This is a genomic window from Acinetobacter sp. 24-47-64 (assembly GCF_057737055.1).
The window spans coordinates 337839-360628 of the sequence record NZ_CM173215.1 but is presented as its reverse complement, the minus strand read 5'-3'; the positions used below and the strand labels follow the sequence as shown (position 1 = coordinate 360628).

Annotated in this window: 24 protein-coding genes; 8 read left to right on the top strand and 16 right to left on the bottom strand. The window is 38.5% G+C overall.

Features of this window, described 5'->3' with window-relative positions:
- Positions 1-98: 98 nt before the first annotated feature.
- Both AC1M85_RS01775 and AC1M85_RS01770 read left to right on the top strand, forming a co-directional pair.
- Entirely contained in the window at positions 99-1076 is a 978-nt protein-coding gene (locus AC1M85_RS01775) for a lipase family alpha/beta hydrolase (RefSeq protein WP_488213436.1), read from the top strand.
- A gap of 142 nt (positions 1077-1218) precedes the next feature.
- Positions 1219-2199, top strand: coding sequence for a lipase family alpha/beta hydrolase (locus tag AC1M85_RS01770; protein ID WP_488213435.1), 981 nt, complete (start codon positions 1219-1221; stop codon positions 2197-2199).
- Positions 2200-2260: 61 nt separating this feature from the next.
- On the opposite strand, the gene rplS is transcribed toward AC1M85_RS01770, so the two are convergent.
- The 12 genes from rplS to ispH all read right to left on the bottom strand — a co-directional run bounded on the left by rplS (position 2261) and on the right by ispH (position 13017).
- Positions 2261-2632, bottom strand: coding sequence for a 50S ribosomal protein L19 (gene rplS, locus AC1M85_RS01765; protein WP_004787066.1), 372 nt, complete (start codon positions 2630-2632; stop codon positions 2261-2263).
- Between the two features lie 179 nt (positions 2633-2811).
- The gene (trmD, locus tag AC1M85_RS01760) at positions 2812-3552 is read right to left on the bottom strand and encodes a tRNA (guanosine(37)-N1)-methyltransferase TrmD (RefSeq protein ID WP_092766672.1); all 741 of its coding nucleotides are present in this window, start codon (positions 3550-3552) and stop codon (positions 2812-2814) included.
- Between the two features lie 26 nt (positions 3553-3578).
- Positions 3579-4127 (bottom strand): ribosome maturation factor RimM, encoded by a 549-nt coding sequence (gene rimM, locus AC1M85_RS01755; protein WP_035264305.1) that lies wholly within the window; start codon positions 4125-4127, stop codon positions 3579-3581.
- An 18-nt stretch (positions 4128-4145) separates the two neighbouring features.
- Positions 4146-4403 carry a 30S ribosomal protein S16 gene (rpsP, locus tag AC1M85_RS01750; protein ID WP_035264308.1) on the bottom strand — a complete coding sequence of 86 codons (258 nt, stop codon included), beginning with the start codon at positions 4401-4403 and terminating at the stop codon, positions 4146-4148.
- Positions 4404-4547: 144 nt separating this feature from the next.
- The gene (locus AC1M85_RS01745; RefSeq protein ID WP_481952176.1) at positions 4548-5012 is read right to left on the bottom strand and encodes a type IV pilin protein; all 465 of its coding nucleotides are present in this window, start codon (positions 5010-5012) and stop codon (positions 4548-4550) included.
- Positions 4996-5493 carry a type IV pilin protein gene (locus AC1M85_RS01740; protein ID WP_180028919.1) on the bottom strand — a complete coding sequence of 166 codons (498 nt, stop codon included), beginning with the start codon at positions 5491-5493 and terminating at the stop codon, positions 4996-4998. The genes AC1M85_RS01745 and AC1M85_RS01740 overlap by 17 nt, the downstream gene beginning before the upstream one ends.
- A gap of 9 nt (positions 5494-5502) precedes the next feature.
- A complete protein-coding gene (locus tag AC1M85_RS01735) occupies positions 5503-9174 on the bottom strand; it encodes a PilC/PilY family type IV pilus protein (protein ID WP_488213434.1) in 3672 nt (1223 codons plus the stop codon).
- Between the two features lie 12 nt (positions 9175-9186).
- Positions 9187-9930, bottom strand: coding sequence for a pilus assembly PilX family protein (locus AC1M85_RS01730; RefSeq protein ID WP_488213433.1), 744 nt, complete (start codon positions 9928-9930; stop codon positions 9187-9189).
- Positions 9927-10964: a PilW family protein gene (locus AC1M85_RS01725; protein WP_488213432.1), complete on the bottom strand. Its 1038-nt coding sequence runs from the start codon at positions 10962-10964 to the stop codon at positions 9927-9929. The genes AC1M85_RS01730 and AC1M85_RS01725 overlap by 4 nt, the downstream gene beginning before the upstream one ends.
- On the bottom strand, positions 10964-11482 hold the full coding sequence (pilV, locus tag AC1M85_RS01720; RefSeq protein ID WP_488213431.1) for a type IV pilus modification protein PilV: 519 nt from the start codon (positions 11480-11482) through the stop codon (positions 10964-10966). The genes AC1M85_RS01725 and pilV overlap by 1 nt, the downstream gene beginning before the upstream one ends.
- Positions 11482-11913: a pilus assembly FimT family protein gene (locus tag AC1M85_RS01715; protein WP_481590096.1), complete on the bottom strand. Its 432-nt coding sequence runs from the start codon at positions 11911-11913 to the stop codon at positions 11482-11484. The genes pilV and AC1M85_RS01715 overlap by 1 nt, the downstream gene beginning before the upstream one ends.
- A 153-nt stretch (positions 11914-12066) precedes the next feature.
- Positions 12067-13017 carry a 4-hydroxy-3-methylbut-2-enyl diphosphate reductase gene (gene ispH, locus AC1M85_RS01710; protein WP_092766665.1) on the bottom strand — a complete coding sequence of 317 codons (951 nt, stop codon included), beginning with the start codon at positions 13015-13017 and terminating at the stop codon, positions 12067-12069.
- 134 nt (positions 13018-13151) lie between these two features.
- On the opposite strand from ispH, the gene gmk reads away from it, so the two are divergent.
- From gmk to bfr, 6 genes are all read left to right on the top strand, one after another.
- Complete coding sequence (gene gmk / locus AC1M85_RS01705) at positions 13152-13772, top strand: guanylate kinase (RefSeq protein WP_035264330.1); 621 nt, start codon at positions 13152-13154, stop codon at positions 13770-13772.
- Between the two features lie 75 nt (positions 13773-13847).
- Complete coding sequence (gene rpoZ, locus AC1M85_RS01700) at positions 13848-14129, top strand: DNA-directed RNA polymerase subunit omega (RefSeq protein WP_035264331.1); 282 nt, start codon at positions 13848-13850, stop codon at positions 14127-14129.
- A gap of 203 nt (positions 14130-14332) precedes the next feature.
- Positions 14333-16435 carry a RelA/SpoT family protein gene (locus tag AC1M85_RS01695; protein ID WP_481593371.1) on the top strand — a complete coding sequence of 701 codons (2103 nt, stop codon included), beginning with the start codon at positions 14333-14335 and terminating at the stop codon, positions 16433-16435.
- Positions 16436-16511: 76 nt separating this feature from the next.
- Positions 16512-16895: a RidA family protein gene (locus tag AC1M85_RS01690; RefSeq protein WP_035264336.1), complete on the top strand. Its 384-nt coding sequence runs from the start codon at positions 16512-16514 to the stop codon at positions 16893-16895.
- 153 nt (positions 16896-17048) lie between these two features.
- Positions 17049-17243 carry a bacterioferritin-associated ferredoxin gene (locus AC1M85_RS01685; RefSeq protein WP_488213430.1) on the top strand — a complete coding sequence of 65 codons (195 nt, stop codon included), beginning with the start codon at positions 17049-17051 and terminating at the stop codon, positions 17241-17243.
- Between the two features lie 229 nt (positions 17244-17472).
- The gene (gene bfr, locus AC1M85_RS01680; protein WP_035264352.1) at positions 17473-17937 is read left to right on the top strand and encodes a heteropolymeric bacterioferritin subunit Bfr; all 465 of its coding nucleotides are present in this window, start codon (positions 17473-17475) and stop codon (positions 17935-17937) included.
- Positions 17938-17975: 38 nt separating this feature from the next.
- Here the strand turns inward: bfr and AC1M85_RS01675 are convergent, their stop codons facing one another.
- From AC1M85_RS01675 to AC1M85_RS01660, 4 genes are read right to left on the bottom strand one after another with little or no spacing between them, the layout of a single operon-like run.
- Positions 17976-19604 carry a PglL family O-oligosaccharyltransferase gene (locus tag AC1M85_RS01675; RefSeq protein WP_488213429.1) on the bottom strand — a complete coding sequence of 543 codons (1629 nt, stop codon included), beginning with the start codon at positions 19602-19604 and terminating at the stop codon, positions 17976-17978.
- Between the two features lie 12 nt (positions 19605-19616).
- Positions 19617-20804, bottom strand: a complete 1188-nt coding sequence (locus AC1M85_RS01670; protein WP_488213428.1) for an O-antigen ligase family protein — start codon at positions 20802-20804, stop codon at positions 19617-19619.
- On the bottom strand, positions 20801-22132 hold the full coding sequence (locus AC1M85_RS01665) for a sulfatase-like hydrolase/transferase (RefSeq protein ID WP_488213427.1): 1332 nt from the start codon (positions 22130-22132) through the stop codon (positions 20801-20803). Before AC1M85_RS01665 ends, AC1M85_RS01670 begins: the two co-directional genes overlap by 4 nt.
- A 45-nt stretch (positions 22133-22177) precedes the next feature.
- A complete protein-coding gene (locus AC1M85_RS01660) occupies positions 22178-22627 on the bottom strand; it encodes a pilin (protein WP_488213426.1) in 450 nt (149 codons plus the stop codon).
- Between the last annotated feature and the right edge of the window lie 163 nt (positions 22628-22790).

Below are 22790 nucleotides of genomic sequence, written 5' to 3'. Positions count from 1 at the left end.
TTTTTATAGACTTAAGTCACAATTTTAGTATCTTAAATTATGGCGATGGATATCGCCTGAATCATAAAAATAAACGAATCACTGAATGAGTATCGAAAATGAAACTAAAAAAAATAGTCATGAGCCTATGCATAGGTTCATGTTTTCTTCCTGTTGCACAAGCCTCAACGCAAATTAAAGATTTAGCCGTTAACCATACCGTCAAAACACCTAAATCAAATTATGCACAAACCCAATACCCTATTGTGCTTGCCCATGGCTTATTTGGCTTTGGTAGTATGGTCGGTGTTGACTACTTTTATCAGATCACTCCTGATCTTGCTCGAAATGGTGCAAACATCTGGCAAACACGTGTTTCAACGATGAACTCAAGTGAAGTGCGAGGCGAACAAGCACTGAGTCAAGTTGAAGAGATACTTGCCATTACCGGTAAGCAAAAAGTGAATTTAATCGGACATAGTCATGGTGGTCAGACTGTTCGATATATTGCAGGTGTTATACCTGATCATGTCGCATCTGTTACGACAATTGCTTCTGGAAATCAAGGAGCAAGAATGGCTGATATACTAGAAGGTGTTCTGGTAGGTAATATTTTAGAAGCACCTGCTCGCGCGATTTTTGACAATCTGGTATCGTCAGTGATTACATTCGCATCTGGTCTTGATCCAAAAGTCTTTCCTTATGATGCTAAAGCAGCCCTACAAAGTTTAGGAACGAAAGAATCACTCAAATTTAGTCAGAATTTTCCAAATGGTGTACCTACAACCCAATGTGGTGAAGGGGCTTATCGTGTCAACAATACTCATTATTATTCATTTATGGGTAACTCTCCATTTAATACCGCTTTAGATCCATCTGATTATGGCATGTTAGCTTCTTCTCTTTTGGCTGAAAAAGATGGAGATGGAATTGTAGGACGTTGCTCCGCTCGATTTGGCAAGGTCATTCGTGATAATTATAAATGGAATCATTTAGATGAAATTAACCATCTCCTCGGTTTAAAAAGCATTTTTGCACCAAGCGCTGTAGATGTTTATCGTCAGCATGCAAATCGACTTAAACTCCAAGGGCTATAAAACCTAAACACAAAGGGTGAGCTTTTCACCCTTTCTTTCAGTTTAACAATGATTAACATTTAGTCGGATTTATCTTATTTTTGTTTAGTTTTTCTTTACAATATTTTTTGACAATAAATATTGTCTTTTTAAGGAAGAAAAAATGAAAACAAAAAAAATGATCCCAGCACTTCTGCTAAGTCTGGTAGGATTATCTCAACTTACATATGCTTCCGGCCTGATCGATGTCGAAGCTAAATACGTAAATACCAATTATGCGCAAACTAAGTACCCTATTGTTATGGCCCATGGCTTTGCATTAGGTTTTAGCCGCATTGGTACAGAACATTTCGGTTTAGATCAGTTCTATCAAATTACCCCTGACCTCGCACGAAATGGTGCACGTGTTTTTGTCGCTCAAATGTCTCCTGTCGAATCAACTGTGGTTCGTGGTGAGCAACTGTTACAACAAGTAGAAACAGCTTTAGCTATTACGGGTAAAGACAAGGTCAATTTGATCGGCCATAGTCATGGAGGACCTACTGTACGTTACGTTGAAGCCATTGCTCCTGAGAAAGTTGCTTCTCTAACTGCTGTTGCAGGCAGTATTAAGGGCTCTCCCCTAGGAGATACTTTCGTAAATAGTAAAGTGCTTAATAGTGTAGCAAAATTAGTTATTGGTGATATTTTAGCACCTGCAATTACAATTATGGAAGGTAATCTAAGTCTTAGCGTTAATTACGAACAATCCATGTATGATCTTTCTGTAAAAGGTTCTTTAGAATTTAATCAAAAGTTCCCTTCTGCTGCGATCCCGAAAGACTGTAATTCTAACGGTTCATCACAAACGGCTAACGGCGTATATCATTATTCTTGGATTGGTTCTTCAAAGGTGACCAATGTTCTCGATATTTTAGATACCGCAATTGTTGTCTTAGGGACAGCGATTATGCCTAATGAACGCAATCACGATGGTCTCGTGCCTATTTGTAGTGCTAAATACGGCAAAGTAATTCGTGATAATTACAACTTAAATCATTTTGATGAAGTCAATCAAATACTTGGGCTTAAAGGCTTCTTTGCTCCTGATCCAGTATCAATCTTTAGACAACATGCCAATCGTTTGAAGATTCAAGGTTTGTAAGTTTTGATCATAAAAAAATGCGCCAAAAGGCGCATTTTTTTGCTTCGAAGCAAGGCTAAAATTAACCTTGTTTACGAGCTGGTAACTTTTCACGAATACGTGCAGCTTTACCAGAAAGTTCACGTAGGTAATAAAGTTTAGCACGACGAACGTCACCACGACGTTTAACTTCGATTTTAGCTACGATTGGTGAATGAGTTTGGAAAACACGCTCAACACCAACACCGCTAGAAATTTTACGTACTGTGAACGCAGAGTTCAAACCACGGTTTTTCTTAGCGATTACAACGCCTTCGAACGCTTGTAGACGTTCACGGTCGCCTTCTTTTACTTTTACTTGGACAACTACTGTGTCACCTGGTGCAAAAGCTGGGATGTCTTGTTTAAGCTGAGCATTTTCTACAGCTTGTACTAAAGGATGCTTACCGCTCATGGGGTATCTCCAATATGTGTGGGTCAGAAGAGGTCTGATATCCACTGGGGCTAGAGGCTAAGGCGCATAGACCCGATTGACTTTCCCTTCATGCTTGACCGCTTCAATGCATAAAGAGCCTATTTAACACTTCAAGCAATATGCTTGAGGTCATATTTGCTTAAATAAATCTAAAAGATTTATTTTTGCGAATCTTTGAGCCATTTCTTTTGCTGCTTAGTCAACTCAACTTTTTCAACCAATTCAGGTCGACGTTCAAGCGTTCGTTGATAGCGCTGCAAAAAACGCCATTTTTCAATATTTGCATGATGACCTGATTTTAGTACCTCAGGCACATCCAAACCTTCAAAATGATCAGGCTTTGTATATTGCGGACAGTCGAGTAAACCATCTACAAATGAGTCTTGAACGTGTGATTGTTCATCAGACATTGCACCCGGAAGTCTCCGAATAATACTGTCCAATAAAACCATCGCAGGCAGTTCTCCCCCAGATAAAACGTAATCCCCTATGGACCATTCCTGATCAACATATTTTTGGATCAAACGCTCATCAACACCTTCATAACGACCACACAATACAATTAATCCGTCATATTGCACGAAATCTTGTACTGAAGGTTCATTTAAGGTTTTACCTTGTGGCGACATATACACCACAGGTACATGAACAGCACCTGCTTGCGTTGCAAGCTCTTTGGCACGATGAATTGCTTTTGCCAATGGCTCAGCCATCATCACCATACCAGGACCACCACCAAATGGACGCTCATCCACTCGTTTGTAGTTCCCTGTTGCAAAATCACGAGGATTAATACAATGAATTTGCATTAAATCGCGTTTCGCTGCGCGACCGCTAATACCAAAACTTGTAATCGCTTCAAACATTTCAGGAAAAAGCGTAATGACTGCAAAAAACATCGCAGACTCCCGTATTTCCGAAAATATTAGTAATCTACGCCCCAATTGACATAGATACGACCAGTTTCGAGATCAACGCGTTGCACCACATCTTTATGCCATGGAATCATTCGCTCTTCGCCATCGACACTGTCAGCAGTTGCGCGAACTACCATCACATCGTTAGCACCTGTTTCAAACAATTCGTGGATTTGACCAAGATTGACTTCTTGCTCTTCATCATCCAGACCTAACACTGTTAGACCCTTTAGATCAGACCAATAATACTCGTCCACGCCTGGTTGAGGCAGTTGCGATTTAGAAATCCAGATATTTGCGCCAACTAAATTGTCTGCTGCAGTACGATCACTCACACCTTTCAGCGAAACAACTAAGCCTTTGCCATGTGGCTTCCAACGTTTCACATCTACAATTTGCCAACCTGCTTTGGTCTCGATGTACCAAGGCAGATAGTCAAATATGTTGCTCATAGGTTCTGTATTGGAATAGACCCAGAGCCACCCATTTAATCCATAAGCTGAACGTAGCTGTCCAATCTGAATACGATCTTCGGGAACATTCTGTGTTGGTGTCATGGGCTAGCTTCTACCGTATTAAACAGCAGCTGCAGCTTTTTTAGCTTGAGCAGCTAATGAAGCAACACGTTCAGAAGGTTGAGCACCTTGAGCAACCCAGTGAGCGAAACGATCAGCATCTAAACGAAGTTTTTCTGCTTTACCTTGAGCTGTAGGGTTGAAGAAACCGATACGTTCGATGAAACGACCGTCACGTGCATTACGGCTATCAGTCACGATGATTTGATAGAACGGACGTTTTTTAGCACCACCGCGTGCAAGACGAATAACAACCATGATAGAACCTTATAGTTTTTACGGATTATCCCTGCACCGACCATCGATACATTTCAAACCCCTTTCATAGAGGGCAGTATTTTACGTGAACTTTGATCCGATTGAAAGCTCAAAAATTATTTATCCACATTTTTGAATTTAAATTTATTTTCCATCCCAGTTTGTACTTGAAGAAGGCGTACAAGAAGCTGCTTTAACCCAACATTTTTCATTGGCTTCATTTATGACAAAGTGACCATCTGTTTGCATCAATTTTCCACTCACAGGCACTGCACTCAACACCCAACTGTTGTTGGTTACATCTGATATACCAACCGTATAGACAGGATCATAATGCGGAACTTCAACTCGATTTTGCGCATTGGTCTGAAATCCCAATTCAGCCAACGTGACTGCTTTGCCATCCGGTTTAATATAACTGTAATTCGCAACCTGATAGTGCTGAAGTCGAGCTGCAATATCTGCCAATGTGGTTTTTACTTCGACACGTTTAGTTTTACGAACATATTCTTGGTAGGACGGATAGGCAATCATGGCTAAAATTCCAATGATGACCACTGCAATCATAATCTCTACTAAAGTAAATCCTGAATTACCATTGTTTTGCATTTGCACCACATCCTGTATATGCATTGACTTCTTTTAAGTCATTTTCCACCAAATATTCTGTTTTACAACGAATACCCTGACTCGTCGCCAAAAACGCATCATAGCCTGTCTGCGTTGGTACAGCTCGAATCCCCCATGCCCGTCCCAAGCCCTGATCTGAACTTAATAAGGTTTTAGGTGTTTTTTCACTGATATCGGCAATACTAATCACATATTTTGGTTTCTTCGCATCAGGCAGGGAAATACTCGTCATTGAAGTATCTTGATCGTAGATATACTTCGCATCAAAACCTCGATAGGAAAAACTACGACTTTTATAGCGTTCAAGTTGTTCAATAATTTTGGATACTTCTTGCTGAGCCTGTGCAGCAGCATTACGTTTTAAATAACTTTGGTAAGATGGCACTGCGATTGTCATCAATATGGCAATTATCACTACAACAACCATCAACTCAATCAGCGTAAAACCTTTTTGATTCATGGTAACCACCTACTGACGCTCAAACCAGTTATAAGCTTTCAGCACTTTGGTTGTGATGTAGTTGGTATAACCACCGCCCAGCAAAGTCGTTTTCTTTTTACCATTCTGGACAATAGGTACGCTGTTTAGCTTACTAATCCCATCAGACTTAGTGTCTGAGATTTCTGCCACAATTTTATTTTGAAGATTAGACGTTGATCCAGCATCTCCACAAACACCATACGGCAAGCAAAGCTTTAAGGTACGACTTGCTCCTTTAATGCCCCCAGTACATTGGTTCGGTTGTTGTGACGACGCATCATTTGGATTGTATAAAGACACATATAAATCTGAATGACTTGGACTATTTGCGATCGCAATATAACCATTTAATGCTTTAACTGTACCAGTATTCGCTGTTTCGTTTTTAGACGTTGTTCGTTGCAGCACATAGAACCAACCACGCTTATTACGGTTCATCAGATGTGGCACTGTTGTACCTGATAAATTAGACCATGCAGTTAAATGAGCTTCGGTAAGGTTTTGTGTTTTAGCAAAATTCGCTTGAAATAAATTCGGTTGTGCCAAGTCATAATCATGTAACACATAGACTCGATTGTCATAAATATTGCTGGTATTTAAAGGAAAGCTGCGATTTCCTGACGCAATACTCACCGCACCAAATCGCTCACCATTCAGATCATGGATGGTCAAAGCAGGCATTTCATAAAAACGTTGGTGATACGCACTAAAATCAGCAAGACGTGTCACTCGTCCAAACGCGGTTGTATTCGTTCCAAGACGATTATTGAGATCGACGCGCCACACTTGCCCACCTAAATCACCAAAATATAGGTGATCGATCAAACCATCCGTATTGCGGTCAAATGCTTTAATTTGACTGACCACACTATATTTCATCTCAGCATGCTTAACATCAACACTGGTTTGATTCGATTGGTTGCCATAGCGTGCATTCCACAATAATTCGCCCGTTTCAGCATCAAAAATATAGACGCCCGCCCCTTGATTAGCTCGTTGACCAGTTAATGCAGATTGAGGCTGATAACCATCCGTTTCATAGGCCATATCATAGCCACCACCCACAATCATGACCGTTTTAACTTTGCCGTCAAAACGAATTTTAGCAATGGTAGGTTTAGACCAACTATATCCCATAGCTTTTAAGGCATCTGATTGATTTGTGCCACTCACTGATGTTGATTTACTCTTTATCGTTCCAGAACTTGGATCAACATGGAAAAGTAATTCAGGTTGGTTCGGATTTTTCATATCCAAGGCATAATAACTACGCCCACCCATGCGCATACCACCATAAATGTTGGCTTTCGCAGCAATAAACTTATTGTTGTTCTGATCAATCTTATATTGAACATCTGATGTCCATGATCCATCCATGCCATAAATAGGATGCGCAGACGACAATAATGTATTGGACTGTTCAAGTAACGCATCACGTCGACTCGGATCTTGAACCATTTCATGAGCTAAGAAACTAAATGCCTCTTCACCAGTTTCTTGATCCACAACATGCAATAATCCTTGCATCGTCCCAAATACCACGTAATCTTTTCGATGAGTCGCATTACGGGTATTCGCTAATATAGTACCAGCCCCCGCGTTATATTTTGCTTCGAGCGTCACCAACAATGGTTCCGAGTGAACAACGCCTCCCATTTGCTGCATCACCTTAAGATCTTTAACCTTATTTAGATCATTCCAAATGTATCCAGCAGGTAAGCTACTTAAGTAGTTTTTATCAAGTCGATAACCCAAAGCCGACAGTAAATAGGGTTGATATACATTTTGTCGCCACCCCGACTTTGTTGAATCAATATAGGTCGCGGCCAGCACATTCTGTGTCGTTAATTTCGTCAGTTGTCCATTCTCAGAACCTACCAATCGTTTTGCTTGATCACCCGTTGTGGCAATCGTCGCATTGGTGAATAACGGACGCGTTTTTATTTTGTCTGCAGCAGTAACACCTGCTAGCGGTGAAGGTGTGACAATCCGAGAGAACACGCCCCCTTGAATTGCACTCAAACCATCATCTATTCCAGTATTGTTCCAAAAATCCTGCGTATTGGTTCGTATTGCACCTGATCGATCAAGTACCTCTTTCCCCGCACGATCAATCATCACAGCTTGAGCGTTAATACTGTATTTCTTTAAGTTCCCTAACCATAATTGATGTGTGGAAGCCAATACCGAATTTGCTGTGCTCACCTGTGGTTGAAACTGCGGTGCGAACACATAAGGATATGCTGAACTTGTTGATAAACGGTCAAATGGCACCACATAAGTACCAAAACTAGCAGCCTCAAAGTTACCGTGAGAGACCGCAACCAAGAAGGTATTTAATGCATTCTGAATATCTTCACCAGAAGTCGCTTGGGTATACCCCCCAATTTCTTGGCGAGTCCCGTAGGTATCCCCTTTACCAATCACATTCCCCAACTGTTTTAATGCTTGAGCATTCATACTATTGGAAATGTCATTTCCAGAACCTGTATAGCTACTATCAAAAGTACAATGATCGTATAGCCCGTCATTGTCATAATCACGACAGGTTTCTCGTGGATGCTTTTGGAATAAGGGACCAAAACCTACAGTAGATGTATAAACACGCTTCTGATTCGCATCGCTGGTCATCTGTGTTTGATTTGCCAAACGCTGAACCATCTTACCTACGCAAGCCCATGAACTACGGTTTTGCCAGGTGGTTTGATTGGCTGACACAGCATTACCAATATCATCTTCATAAAAACGATATGGCTGCGTCGCCATTTCCTTAAACTCGCCATTGAAGGTCGCGGCACCACTGGCACCTTTGGCATTACCGTAATTGTAATAGACATCTTTTAAGGGCGAGCCTTCACAAGTAAAGCTGTCATCTGCCAACGCATTTTGCATGACAGGGAGTACCGTCTTTGGTCTCAAACCAACTGGCGCCCCATCTGTTAAGAAAAAAACACCTTGCGTACTACATTGGGCATCACTGTTATTCAACTTGTTGAGTGGCGCTCTATAACTACCATCCGCTTTGCGAATGTCCGCTGGCGCAAATGATGCTCCAGATAAACCACGGCTATAATTAGAATATTTAGATGAAGGAAGTAAATCGATGCCTTTTAGGTTAGCCCCAAAGGTACGATTTCCTAGTAAATACGCATAAGTTTCTGAGAGTAATAGGGGTGTGGGCGTACTACCTACGGCTCCAATACTATTAATTTTATTGATTAAATCCGTACGGTGAGCAGGTGTAAGTTGTTTTGCTTCTAGTAAGATTTTAGATGAACGAGCATTTTCACCATAGCTTAACCAATCTTCTGTTGTCCCTATTTCACCCGTTGACGTAAACACCGACACCCCAATATAAACATTATCTGGAATACGATAATTTCCTGATAAGTCCTTTGCATTTAAGGCATCTACCAATGAGTTTTTTAAGGCATTTAAACGGCTAACACTTTGACCTTTATAAGTTGCATCTACTGCACTCATACTCATCGAGTTATCAATCGCCAACATGATAATCGGATTATTTTTTGCTACAGGATTTTGATAAATTTGTAGATCACTGGCGTTCATTTGCATTGGGATCGCACCCAATGCCATCACGACTGCAATACTTTGCGCAATCATCTTTTTTGTAAAATGATTCTTTATCTTTTTATTCACAACACATCCCCATTAAGATTCAGCGCGCTGATAAGCATCAAAAATGTAACTTTGAATTTGGGTGTTATACGGCACACCAATATCCTTTAAACAAGATGAAATGGTTTGTGCATTACCCACCAATGGTGCTGTATGTGGTCGGCGCAAACAAAGATGGATTTCATCCGATAAATCTGTCGAAGACAATGCGGGTAAGAGCGATGTTGAATAGACTGTTATTTTTTTAGTATCAGAAGGTTGTCCTATACTTTCAGTGTCAGTTCCAACGTTTGCGTTTGAAAGTGGGATATCATGATCACTGTCTGATGGAGGGCTTACGATTACAGACACCTGAGTTAGTTGCGCCTTACGAGCACTGGCATAATCCCCATCGTTTGATAAGGAACAAAACCCAGAAACACCATCGACTGAGACATCACTCATTGCTTCATTCCAACGCAATACACTACTGTTGGAAACATTAAACATCGCACTATTGGATTGGTTTCTAAAACAGAATACGACTTCGTCACCTTCATTCTGAATCGAGTAACCAATTAAGCTCAGAGGGTTACCACTGGAGGCAGCATAGCCGCCATGCCCCAATCGATAAAAAACAGTATCGGAAGATTGCATTAACAATTGTTGCGCTTGGCTGTTGGTGGTGATATTCAAACTCACCATACTTTGTCGAATCGCCCAAGTACCAATAATGGTGAGCAGAACTAACATAATCAGTACCACAATCAGCGTTGCACCACGTTGATGTTGAATCATAAGCCCTCCGCTGAATCCATCACACTCATACCATTTCGAATCGCGATCGTTTGTGTAATGACTTGTCGAATAAATTTAGTCGCGACGGTTTTTTGTGCTTTTTTTAATTTTACTTTTTGATCAAGAACTTCAAATTCTTGATGAGGAGAAATTGCTTGATTTTGACCTACATTCTCAGATGACCTTACTAATAAACCGACCTGTATTGAATTGATGCGTGGACGTGGATAAACATTGAGCTTTTTATAATCTTCAATACTTATATATCTTTGCTGTGCCGTATTATCCTCATTAGAAATCCCCAACAGATAGTGAAAGTGATCAACACGATGCATCAAAATTTCACCATTCGTTGTTCCAAAGACAGTCTGTTTATTATTAAAATTTTTTAAAATTTGAGTGCTGTTACGCGTGTACCACCCTGCTTCACAGGCCAAGACCAATGCATCGTGTGGTTCTTTTTGAATATTTGCATTTGCATCTTTACGTAGAAAAAAACGTTGAACAATATATCGTCCAGCATCGTAATTATTACCTTCACAATCCACACCTTGTGTATCAGCATAAAACTGCATGACCAATTGGTCGCTCATTCCCGCTTGAGCAGGTTGTGAAGATTCAGCTGAAACCAACTCTATATTACTCGGCATACCAGATTGCGATACAGGCACAACCTCCGTATTTGGAATATTTCGTGAAATATTGACGGGAATATTGGTCGCATTAAATGCCAAATCACCAGATTTAGGCACCACTGGAGACTGAGCTGAAGTGATAACAATGCCACCATGCGTCAAACGATCATTTATGATATTTACTTGACCATAATTTGCTTTACGAATTTCATAAGTAAGAAAGCGCAGACCGAAGTTGCCGTTATCTTGAACCTCCGACATCCCTTTCTGCATCGTGAATCCCATCTGCCCTGTAAAAAACAGATGTACCGCAGCAGCGGTAATCAATAATCCAAGCACCAAAGCGATCATAAGCTCGACTAGCGTCAAACCTTTTTGTGTATACCTAAGATGCTGCATCAATAAAGCTCCATAACGATGCATTGCGCTTTTGGTAAATAACTTCCACCATGGGTACATGCATCTTTTGCAGAAGCATCATCGATAGGTTTTGTTTTTCCCCAGGCTACGTAAACGCATCGGCGAGATTGCAAATTATTACTGACTTGGCAATTCGGCATTTTGATACTCATACCAAGATCATTGGCATTTTTTATTATCTGGGCAGCATCATAATGGGCAAAATCGGCTGCTTGAACACATGGATTCGTCGTTCCTTTTTGCACACATGATTTGGCTGTAGTTGTTTGTGTTTCTGCATTTATTCTGGCTTGATACTGAGTATAAGCATTTGAGTTCGCACGTATCTTCTCAGATAAGTCACGCGCTAAATTCATGGCTTGTAATTTAGACATTGCTTCATGTGAAGCATCAATTGCGCGCATTTGTAAAAATGAAAACCCCAATACCCCAATGGCCAAAACCAATAAGGCAACTAGAATTTCAATCATTCCTACCCCCTGTTGCGCAGCACGCATTAGCATGTCCCCTCTGCTTTTAAATATTGTGTTCCCATTCTTGTAATTGCTATCGTTTTAGAAACACCTAACACCTTATTACAAATAGAAAAATTTATGTCAGATGTAAAGTCAGAAATTCCCCCATCCATCCAGAATGTGACTTTTTCTTGTGATGAATTCAATTTATTTTGCGCTTTGGGTGTCCAATGAAAGATTGTACTGCTATCTGATTGATTCGACTTAAGATCTACAGTCACATCTTTTCTTAACAATGTTGCTTGATTACGCGCCATCATCAGCACGCTTGATAATTCACGCACATCTGAATTTAGGCGATATTGCGCAACAATATTTTTAAAAGATGGAATAGCCATGGTTGCTGTGATTGATAGCACAATTGTGGTAATCAACAGCTCAATAATGGTAAAGCCCCGTTGTAAGTCTTTCATATTCAAACTTTTGTATTTATTTATTAATGTTACAAAAGTAATATTATATAATTATAAATCCAACACAGTTATGACAAATGGTATTAAAATGAGGATAAGATCACACTTTTGAAATCTGTTCACTTATCCTGCTATGTCATTGATAATTCATTATTAAGCTTGAGTAACTTGAATTCTCAATTCTTTAGGCAAGCTAAAGGTTATATTCTCCTCTCGCCCATTTAATTCCTGTGGTGACGTAGCGCCCCAATCTTGTAGACGCTGAATCACTTGTTTAATCAAAATTTCAGGTGCTGAAGCACCTGCGGTAACACCAATTTTAGTGGTTTCAGCAAACCATTCCTTTTTCAGCTCATCCGCATTATCTACGAGATAAGCATGCTTACCCATTCGCTCTGCCAACTCACGAAGACGATTAGAGTTCGAGGAGTTTGGAGAGCCAACCACTAAAACGACATCACATTGAGTCGCTAAATCACGGACCGCATCTTGACGGTTTTGAGTTGCATAACAGATATCATCTTTACGTGGCCCTTGGATGGCTGGGAATTTAGCACGTAAAGCATCAATGACTTTTGCAGTATCATCAATTGAAAGTGTCGTTTGAGTGACAAATGCTAACTTATTAGGATTATTCACCTGTAAAGCAGCAACATCATCTTCATCTTCAACCAGATAAATTGCACCACCATTTTTTAGATCATATTGACCCATGGTGCCTTCAACTTCTGGATGCCCTTCATGACCAATCAGAATGGCTTCAATCCCTTCACGCGCATATTTTGTTACTTCGATATGCACTTTTGTCACGAGAGGACATGTGGCATCAAATACTTTTAATCCACGGCGCTCAGCTTCTTGTTGTACAGCTTTTGATACACCATGTGCACTAAAAATCACGATATTGTCATCAGGAACTTCATCTAATTCATCTACAAAAATTGCACCACGTTGGCGTAAATCGTCCACAACAAATTTGTTATGTACCACTTCATGACGAACGTAAATCGGAGGATTAAAGCTTTCAAGTGCACGATTAACGATCGCAATAGCGCGGTCTACACCAGCACAGAAACCACGTGGATTAGCTAAAACAATTTCCATAAGACCCTCAAACGATCGCTAAAATTTGGTCAATGAATCAGAATATTTTTTAAAACAAATGCGAATTGCTATTTAGTTTAAAAGCACTCTGCTCTAAAATAGAGAAGATATTTTATCATATCAGGAAAAATATCATGTCGGGTCTCTTGTTTGTCGTTTCAGCTGCTTCTGGAACTGGCAAAACATCATTAGTTAAAGCCCTACTTGAGCGCGTAAGCAATTTACACGTTTCTGTTTCACACACTACTCGAGGTCAACGTCCTGGTGAATTAGATGGTGTGCATTATCACTTTACCAGCAAAGAATCTTTCATTGAGCAAGTGAATCAAGGTGGTTTCATCGAATACGCGGAAGTTTTCGGTAACTACTACGGCACTTCACAAGCGACTGTAAAAGAACAACTTGCAAAGGGTCATGATGTTTTACTTGAAATTGATTGGCAAGGTGCAGAACAGGTTCGCAAACTTTTTCCTGAATCAAAACAAATTTTCATTCTTCCACCTACTCAATTTGATCTTCGCCAACGCCTATCAAACCGCGGTACAGATTCTGTTGAAGTGATTGAACATCGCTTAAGTTGTGCGGTAGAAGATATGCAACAGTACGTAAACTTCGATTACATCATCTTGAATGATGATTTTAATAAAGCTTTACATGATCTTGAGTCTGTCATTAATGCGAACCGTCTTTCATTATCACAACAGGCTCACCGACATAAAGATTTAATTCAAAAATTAATCACACCGAATTCGTGATTAAACTTGAGTCTATAGACAAAGCATTTTATACTGCGCAGTCTGTTAAAAAATTTCATACATACGAGAACTCTTATGGCACGCGTAACCGTTGAAGATTGTTTAGACCATGTAGACAACCGCTTTGAGCTTGTACTAGTGGCAAGCAAACGCGCGCGTCAACTTGCTCGTCAAGGTATCGAACCAACTGTAGAATGGGACAATGACAAGCCAACAGTGGTTGCTTTACGTGAAATCGCTGAAGGTCATGTCACTAAAGATATCTTGAAACAGCGTGAGCAAGATTATCAAACGTCTAGCTTAGATTTAGCACTTTCTGCAAATAACTTAAACTTAGATGGTTTTTCTTTCCAATAAGCTTAAGCCCTGCATTTAAAAGAGCCTAGTCCAATGACTAGGCTTTTTTATTGAATTTTTTTAGAGAATGATTCGACAAAATTGAAAAAATTTGTTAAAAAAATTAGATCCATTCTCTATTTAAAAATAGAGCATTGTAGCAATATGAATTTTTAGTAAAGTCTTTTACTTTTTACTCTCTTCCACGGATTCAAAGGTGTAGTATGCCAGGCCCATTGGTCAGCCAAGCTAAGCAACAGCTAAAAGTCATCATCGACGCGTATTTATCTGAAAAGGACGTCGACAGAGTACTTGTGGCCTGCGATTATGCTGACATGGCGCATGATGGTATTACACGCAAAAGCGGTGAACCCTATATTCTGCATCCGATAGCCGTAAGTTGTATTCTGGCGCATATGCGCCTAGACCCAGAAACGTTAATGGCAGCACTACTGCACGATGTTATTGAAGATACCGACTTTAGCAAAGAAGACATTACTGAAAAATTTGGCAAAACAGTGGCTGAGCTGGTCGATGGTGTTACGAAATTAAGCCATTCTAGTGACAAAGAATATAATAAAGCAGCCTCATTCCGAAAAATCCTACAAGCCACATTGCAAGATCCTCGTGTGATCATCATTAAACTTTCAGACCGTTACCACAATATGACGACTTTGGAAGCTTTAAGACCGGATAAACGTGCCCGTATTGCGCAAGAAACTTTTGATATATTCGTGCCAATGGCGCGTTTGGTCGGCATGAATGAAATGGCTGACAACCTTGAACACCTCTGCTATCAAAATCTTGATTTAGATATGTTCAATGATGTTCAAGATGCTTTGGCGCAAACCAAACCGCAGCGCTGTAAGTACCAAGCCATTTGGGAAAAGCATTTGAGTGACCTCTTGGAAAACTCCAATATTCCTGGGCGGATTAAAAAGAAAAACAATAACATTGAATTGCTACGCCACTTTGTTAAAAACGAAATTAACCTTCAAGAACTCACACATAGTCATGCGTTTGAAATCGTACTCCAGACCATTGCCGATTGCGATCGTTTAGTTGAGTTACTAAAAGATAACTTCCAAGTTTTAAATTACCAAGATCATATCCGCCGCCCTCTCCCTGGTGGCAATCAATCCTTGATGCTGCGTTTGAAAGGCGAGAAAACAACGCTTTCGCTCACCATACAAACTGAACTTATGCGTAAGGCTGCGCGATTTGGGGTAGTATTAGGTGAAAATGCCCCTCAAACATGCCGATCTGCCATTCAAGCATCTATGCAGAATTTGCATACCTTAGTCGGTGGCGATTGTGCTAAGACCACGTTTAATGATCTATTGGATTATTTACATCAAGAAAAAATATGGGTCTATACTCCTCAAGGTCACTTACATGAGTTACCACAAGGAGCTACAGCAGTAGATTTCGCCTACTCTGCAAGCTTGTTCTTAGGTAACCATGCCGTCGGCTGTAAAATTGATGGTGAAATCAAACCGCTTTCTACACCACTCTCAAGTGGTCAAGTCATTGAGGTGATTACCGATGTTCTCGCTTCACCCAACCCGGATTGGCTGAGCTTTATCAACACTCAAAAAGCCAGACGCTCTATTCAAAATATTTTGCGAGATCAAGATATTGATGAACAGCGCCTTGTCGGTCAACAAGCCTTAAATCGTGCATTAAAGTTATTTAATACCTCTATTCATGATCTAACCGATCAAAATTGGACTGAACTATTACAATGGCGCCATATTCCAAGCAAGAATCAACTTTTTGAACAAATTGCTGTAGGTGATTTGCTCCCACAACTTGTGGCGAACCATCTCTTTGCTCAAGATCATCATCAAGATCAAGCATCAAGTCGCCTGATCTTAGGTACTGATGGTGTAGATGTAAAATATGCCCATTGTTGTAATGCAGTGCTAGGCGATCCTATTCAGGGACATTTATCTCGCCGCGGTCTTATTGTTCACCGTGCTCGATGTAAGAACCTTCTACACGAACAACAGTTACACCCTGAAAATATTATGCCGTTGCACTGGAAAGATGAAGGTGAATCAGAAATCAACTTCAATGCTTACTTGTGTATCGATCTATTATTAAGTGATGAGCAAATTTCACAACTGATTTATATCTGTCGTAAATCAAAAATCGGAATCGAGTCCGTTCGACAATACGAATCAAAAACCTATCTGAGTATTGTTGTTCATAGTCGTCAGCAAATTGCGCAAATCATTCGTGAACTCCGCATGCAATTTGGTTTTCCGCGTATTTCACGCATGTCAGCCCCTCTTGCCGTTGAAGAAGTCTCACAAGCCTGCTAAACAAATACAGATTAGAGCTTTCACCTATAGTGTTCATCCTTTATGATGAAGCTAGATTTGAATAATGGAGAAATAGATGTCCCGCCAAGTCATTCATACTGAAAATGCACCTGCTGCAATTGGTACTTACTCTCAAGCCATTCTTGTCGGCGATACACTTTATCTTTCAGGACAAATTGGATTAGATCCATATAGCATGGAATTGGTTGAGGGCATTGAAGCTCAAATTCGTCGTGTTTTTGATAATCTAAAAGCAGTTTGTGAAGCTGCTGGTGGTTCTTTAGCTGATATTGCCAAACTGAATATTTTCCTCACTGATTTATCTCACTTTCAATTGGTAAACCAAATTATGGGTGAATATTTCGCTCAGCCGTATCCAGCGCGTGCAGCATTAGGCGTTGCAAGTTTACCTAAAGGCGCACTGGTTGAAATGGATGGTGTTGTGATTATTTCTAAATAATTTCAATATCTTAAAAAATACCACCTATGAGGTGGTATTTTTTTATCTAGAAAATCGATGAATTAAACAGCATTTTTAAATGAATTTCATTGACAAACGATAATAATTATCAATAATATCAACTATCGCATTTATCCTTGTGGTTGAGCAGAAATGTACGTTTGTTTATGTCGTGGAATTACAGATCAAGATATTAAAGATGCTATGGCAAATGGCGCTGAATCTTATCGTGAAATTCGTGACGTGCTTGATCTAGGCACTTGTTGCGGACGCTGTGTTCCTGAAGCACGCAGTATTATTAATGAAGAACTTGCTGAAATAGCTGCCAGAATTTCAATCGCCGCTTAATTCAGAATGTGCTAAAAATAATAAGAACTCATTCTATAACTATAATTCAGATTTCCAATTTCTCCCCCCGCTTTGACTCAGCGGGGTTATTTTTTGAAAAAGTGTATTTGATTGCGATTTTCATTTGCTGTTCAATAAATTACTCGTCAGACTTTAGCAAGTTGGGTTAAGATAATCTCTATCGATAGCCTTCTATGATAGGCTGAATTTTGAGTTTGGAGCTAAGATCATGAAAGGCAACCGTGACGTTATTCATCAGTTAAATCAGGTGCTTTACCACCATCTTACAGCCATCAACCAATATTTTTTACACTCACGCATGTTTAATGATTGGGGCATCGAACAACTCGGTTCAGCGGAATATAAAGAATCTATCCGCCAAATGAAGCATGCAGATAAAATCATTGAACGCATTTTATTTTTAGAAGGTCTTCCAAATCTTCAACATCTGGGTAAGCTCTATATTGGTCAACACACCATTGAAGTGCTGCAATGCGATGTTCGGAAAGTAAAAGAAAATATTGAAACGATTCAAACTGCTGTGAAATTAGCAGAAGAACAACTCGATTATGTTACACGTGATTTAGTACAAGAGATTTTAGAAAAAGAAGAAGAGTATTTAGATTGGGCGACCACTCAACTCGATCTTGTCGATCAAGTTGGTGTAGAGAATTATATTCAAAGCCAAATTTAATGATTGAAATATAAAAAATCCCCTTTTGGGGATTTTTTTTATTTCAATAACTCATCATACTCAATATGCTGCTTATGCAATATTTCTAAAATCCATAACTGATGCTTCGCTTCTTGCTCCTTCCCATTAAAAGCCAACACTTGTGCATACTTATGTAAATCATATTTTGATGCCAAGTTTGCAACCATTCGCTCTAGATCAGCAAGTTGTTGTTCTGTCATTTCAGTTTTAGGATCTAATCCGATCCACCACACGCGCTCTTTAAATTGAGTAATCAACCAAATTTTCTTTTGCATGGTGTGTTGTTGATCTACTGTTAAAGCTTCAGTCTTTGATGCGAGTACACTTTGTTCTTTATATAAAAAATAATCTCGTGTCGTAACTAAAGCCCCCACAATCGTGATAAGACCAATCACTGCGAACACTCGACCATTCACTTTTAATGAAGGCAAATTTGTATATTCCGCCTGAATGATGCCCAGTAAAAAACCTGCTGGAAGTAGAAAATAAGCATAATGCAAAGGAAACTCTAACATGCCATGAATGAGGATTGCACATACCATTAATGTTGCAATGATCGATATATTATCCTTCACCCCTTTATTGAGCCACAGTAGCCAAGCTGTAAAGTACAGAAGAATAAGCCCACCTAAAATCAAACCATTCCAGACCAACAGATCTAGAATCATGTTGTGTGCACTTTTATACCAAAGTGAAACTTGGAAGGTATCGGTAATATAGTATTGCGCTAAGCCTGTTTGATTCCATCCATACCCCCACCATGGTTGATGCAGAATTGCAGCTATCATTTGTTGCCACATATCAAGGCGAATATCACCCATACCTTGGACAGCACGGTTTGCTGCGGAACTTTGCACGACTGAAGCTGAATCACCAATAGAAAAAATCAACTGGTTGATCGTCGTTAAATTCAGTGTTAAGAGTACAAAAACACCTAACCAAAAAGCTAAATGGGTCAATGAAAATCGATTCTGTTTTTTGAATTGTTTGATTAACCAATAGATCACGATAAAAGCACATACGATAATGCTTGTTCGGGATTGTGCTAAAACAATTCCCAATAAAATAACAAATGCGATTGGTATAAGATAAAGATTGGAAAGTAATCGTTTTTCAAATAGATAGAGCGAACTCAGTAGCCCTAAAAAAAGTAAAGTCCCTAAGTTATTGGGTTGAGCTAAATTGGCGTAAGGTCTATTTCCCTTTAGTGGGTAAATAAGATCACCTAAAATCCAATTCAACTGGAGCCATTGAAGCATCGCAAATACAGCTGAGATAACCCCAACTGAAACAAATGTTAAACAGGTAATTTTAAATACTTGCTCTCTCTTTTTTTGCTCGAGGCAAAGTTGATATCCAGCAATGACCATCAATACAAAGAACAGAATATACGCAAAACTAAATAAAGCATTGCTGAAATAGATGTTCTGTCCAAAAATAAATTGAATGAGTGGAATACTTAAAAATGGCAATAAATAAAGCTGTGGTTTTGCGATTTTTACTTTAGATTTTGCGAAGCATAGCAATAAAAAAGAGGCTGCAATAAACGTCAGTACTTCTGAACCGAAGGTTGGCCAAGGAGAACGATGATATGGTAGCAGCCAAGCTAACGCTAAAAATAGCAAACATGCAAATATGTTCAGCATACAAATATTTAATTAAGAAATCGTAATTGTACTTTTCGAATCTAAATTCGCCAACAGTGCGCCATAAAAGAAACAAAAAATATGTAAAGTCACGATGTAATAGAATCCCCCATTGAACATAGCAGCGATGAATATGTTGATAACAAAACTCGTCAAAATTATAAATTCATAGTTCTTTTCAAATTTAGCAATACGAATTAATGGTTTCACAAAAATAATTGAAATAAGAATAAAACCGATGAGCCCAAACTCAAGCAATATTTGTAAAATCAGATTATGTGCTTGGGCAAACACATCTCCTGCATGCGGAATCGCAATATTTCTCACAGCCTCAGGACCCAAGCCCCATAGCGGACTTTCAGAAAACTTGCTTAATATCATTTGATATAACTCGACCCGGCCTGAGGTATAGCTATTAACCGACTTACCAACCACATCAAATGATCGCCCCATACCTAAACCAGGTAAATTTGTTTTAAAAAATAGTGGCAAGATGACTGATGGAACTAAAACCATAATTAATTTTTTTATCGCCTTAATATCATTTAAAACTAAAAATATGAGCGCTAATGCGACACTTAAATAAGCTGCCCGAGCTCCTGTCCAAATAATCACAGAAAGTGTAACAACTGAAAAGATATAATATATAAAACCAAGCTTCAGTTTTTTATTCAACAGCAAAATAAATGAAGCCAAAAAACAAATGGACAGATAATCCGCAATATGTCTGATGTTTGAAAAAAAAGGCATATCCCATATCCAATCGTAATCAGCTGGACTCGGAACAGTAAACCAATAAAATATTAAAACTGTACAATGAAGGAAACCGATTAGACTCAAAATTTGGCTGATAAAAATCAGATCAAAGCCTTTATTCTTGTAGTTAAAGTATCCAAATATTCCAAAAATAATACTTAAGACCACTCCAAAATAACGATACAACATGTGCTCATTTTGATAAGGTGAGAGATAGAGAGAAACTCCAAAAACTAGAAACAATAAAAAAAAATAAAACAGTGATCTTTTCTTTTCGAAGCTAAAATATTCAAGTTTAAATTTCAATAAAACAAATAATAATGCCACACCCAAAATAAAAGTAATTACTAAATTATTGATAAGGCTATAAGAAACACTACTAAACCCTACAATAAAAAATAAAAAAAACAAAAAGACATTATTATGTGTTTTTAAATTCGTCACTCTATATACCCCACGATCATTGGAACTTTAGCATCTTTAAATTTGATTTCATTATTTTCGAGCAACGGTGGCACATGATCCCCCACAATTATGATCATTGTTCCACTAAGTTGTGATTGAATTAGCAATTCATCTATATTTGAAAAAAACTGCTTCTGTAATTTTAAATTTCGGCATAAAGAGGATTTTCCATCGATTAAAAATCGCTCGCAATCAAATTGATCATTTTTAAGATCTCTCAAGTCATATGAAAGATGCGTATTCAACGTAAGCCAATAAAGAAAAATTTGATCGTGATTCATGAGTTTATTTCTAATAACTTGCATCAAATCTCGATCGCACAATCCTGGAAATGAATAGCAACGCGAATTTAAGTTTAAAAAATTTTCATAAAATAGAGATTCCTTGAAACCTAATTTTGGATACCAGTCTTTCCTCTCATACATGGTGCTCGCAGCACCATGAACACCCAGTGTATGAAATCCCCTTTTACTCAAAATATGAGGTAGACACTGTTCAAATCCATTTTTTTGTTTTTTGAGATTAAAATTATTCAGATATAAACCACATAACTCTCTAATTTCAGCATTGACGGTAAACCCATCTGTACTAACTTCAGACCGTTTAAGTAATTTAAACCGTTTGTTTTTTAAAATTTCATGCAATAAATCTTCTTGAATTTCATCTGAGGTGACTCCCCATGATTCATTTACAATAAATAAAATTTTTTTAGGATTTTCAATTCTTAATACTTCATCATAGCCCGTTGAAACGTTATACCTCTCTCCCAAAGCTGTTTCTGAAGTCTGAAATTTTTTTATAAAATCTACATTTCTAAATTTAATGAAATTATAAATTTGTGAATCAAAATATTTAGATTCACCAATACGCCATGCTCGCTCACCATTGGCAATATAAAAACTCTGTAGTATTGAAACTAAGATTATAATAATGACTGCATAGGAAAAGTATTTTTTGGAAATCGAAAGTTTGCCTAGCACTTCCCACAAGAAAAACAGATATATAAATAGGGATAAGAATCCAAACGAAATTATTATTTTTTTACTATGATCTATTTCTGGTATAAATTTAAGTAGGTAGATAATATCGGATAGATGAATAATAGGAAATATTTGAAAGAATATATTTAAACCATCTATGAAAATACAAAGTGTAAATAGTACAACAGCTAGAAATCTATTCTTTAAAAATAAAAAGATGATCACTACTAATAGGTAATCGTAATTGATCAATGGTCGCCCTACACCCAAGTAACTTGCAAGTGCAACAAGGGCAAAGTTGGCGAGAAGAATATAAATAATTTTCATATAAAAAAAGAGGATCTTAAAATCCTCTTTTTAATTCAGTATATCTTATGAACCAACAACTGCTAAAGATTGTGGTAAAAATTCTTTAATGTTTGTATGAGGACCTTTCAAAGAAAGCACACCATTTTCAGAAACATTTAATGTAATTTTTTGACCAGCAACCTTGCTTGATGCGGCATTCCCAAAAGTATATTCGATGCCACAATCTTTTTCTGCACCAGTTCCTGTACCAGCAACGATAGTTGCATTACCGTATTTTCCGTTAATTGTATCTGTACCCGCTACTGCACTTGTTGAACCATTAGCAAAACATGAATTATTTTGTAAATTGGTTTGAATACCAGTTTTCAAACCACCAGCAAGCGTTAAAGCCTCACTCACTTGAGATTTAGCGATATAGTTCTGGTAAGCAGGAATCGCAATCGCAGCAAGAATACCGATAATTGCAACAACGATCATTAACTCGATTAAAGTAAAACCTTTTTGAGCGTTCATAACATCTCTCCTAATTTTTAAGTTCAAAGTTAACAACCTATCCCCAAAATAGATTTTGTTGTTGCTAACTAACTGATGCTATTTTCAGATAACTATTCAAAGTTGCCAATAAATAATTTTCAAATTTATTTTTAATGTTAATTTATGTAAAAAAGTGACATTT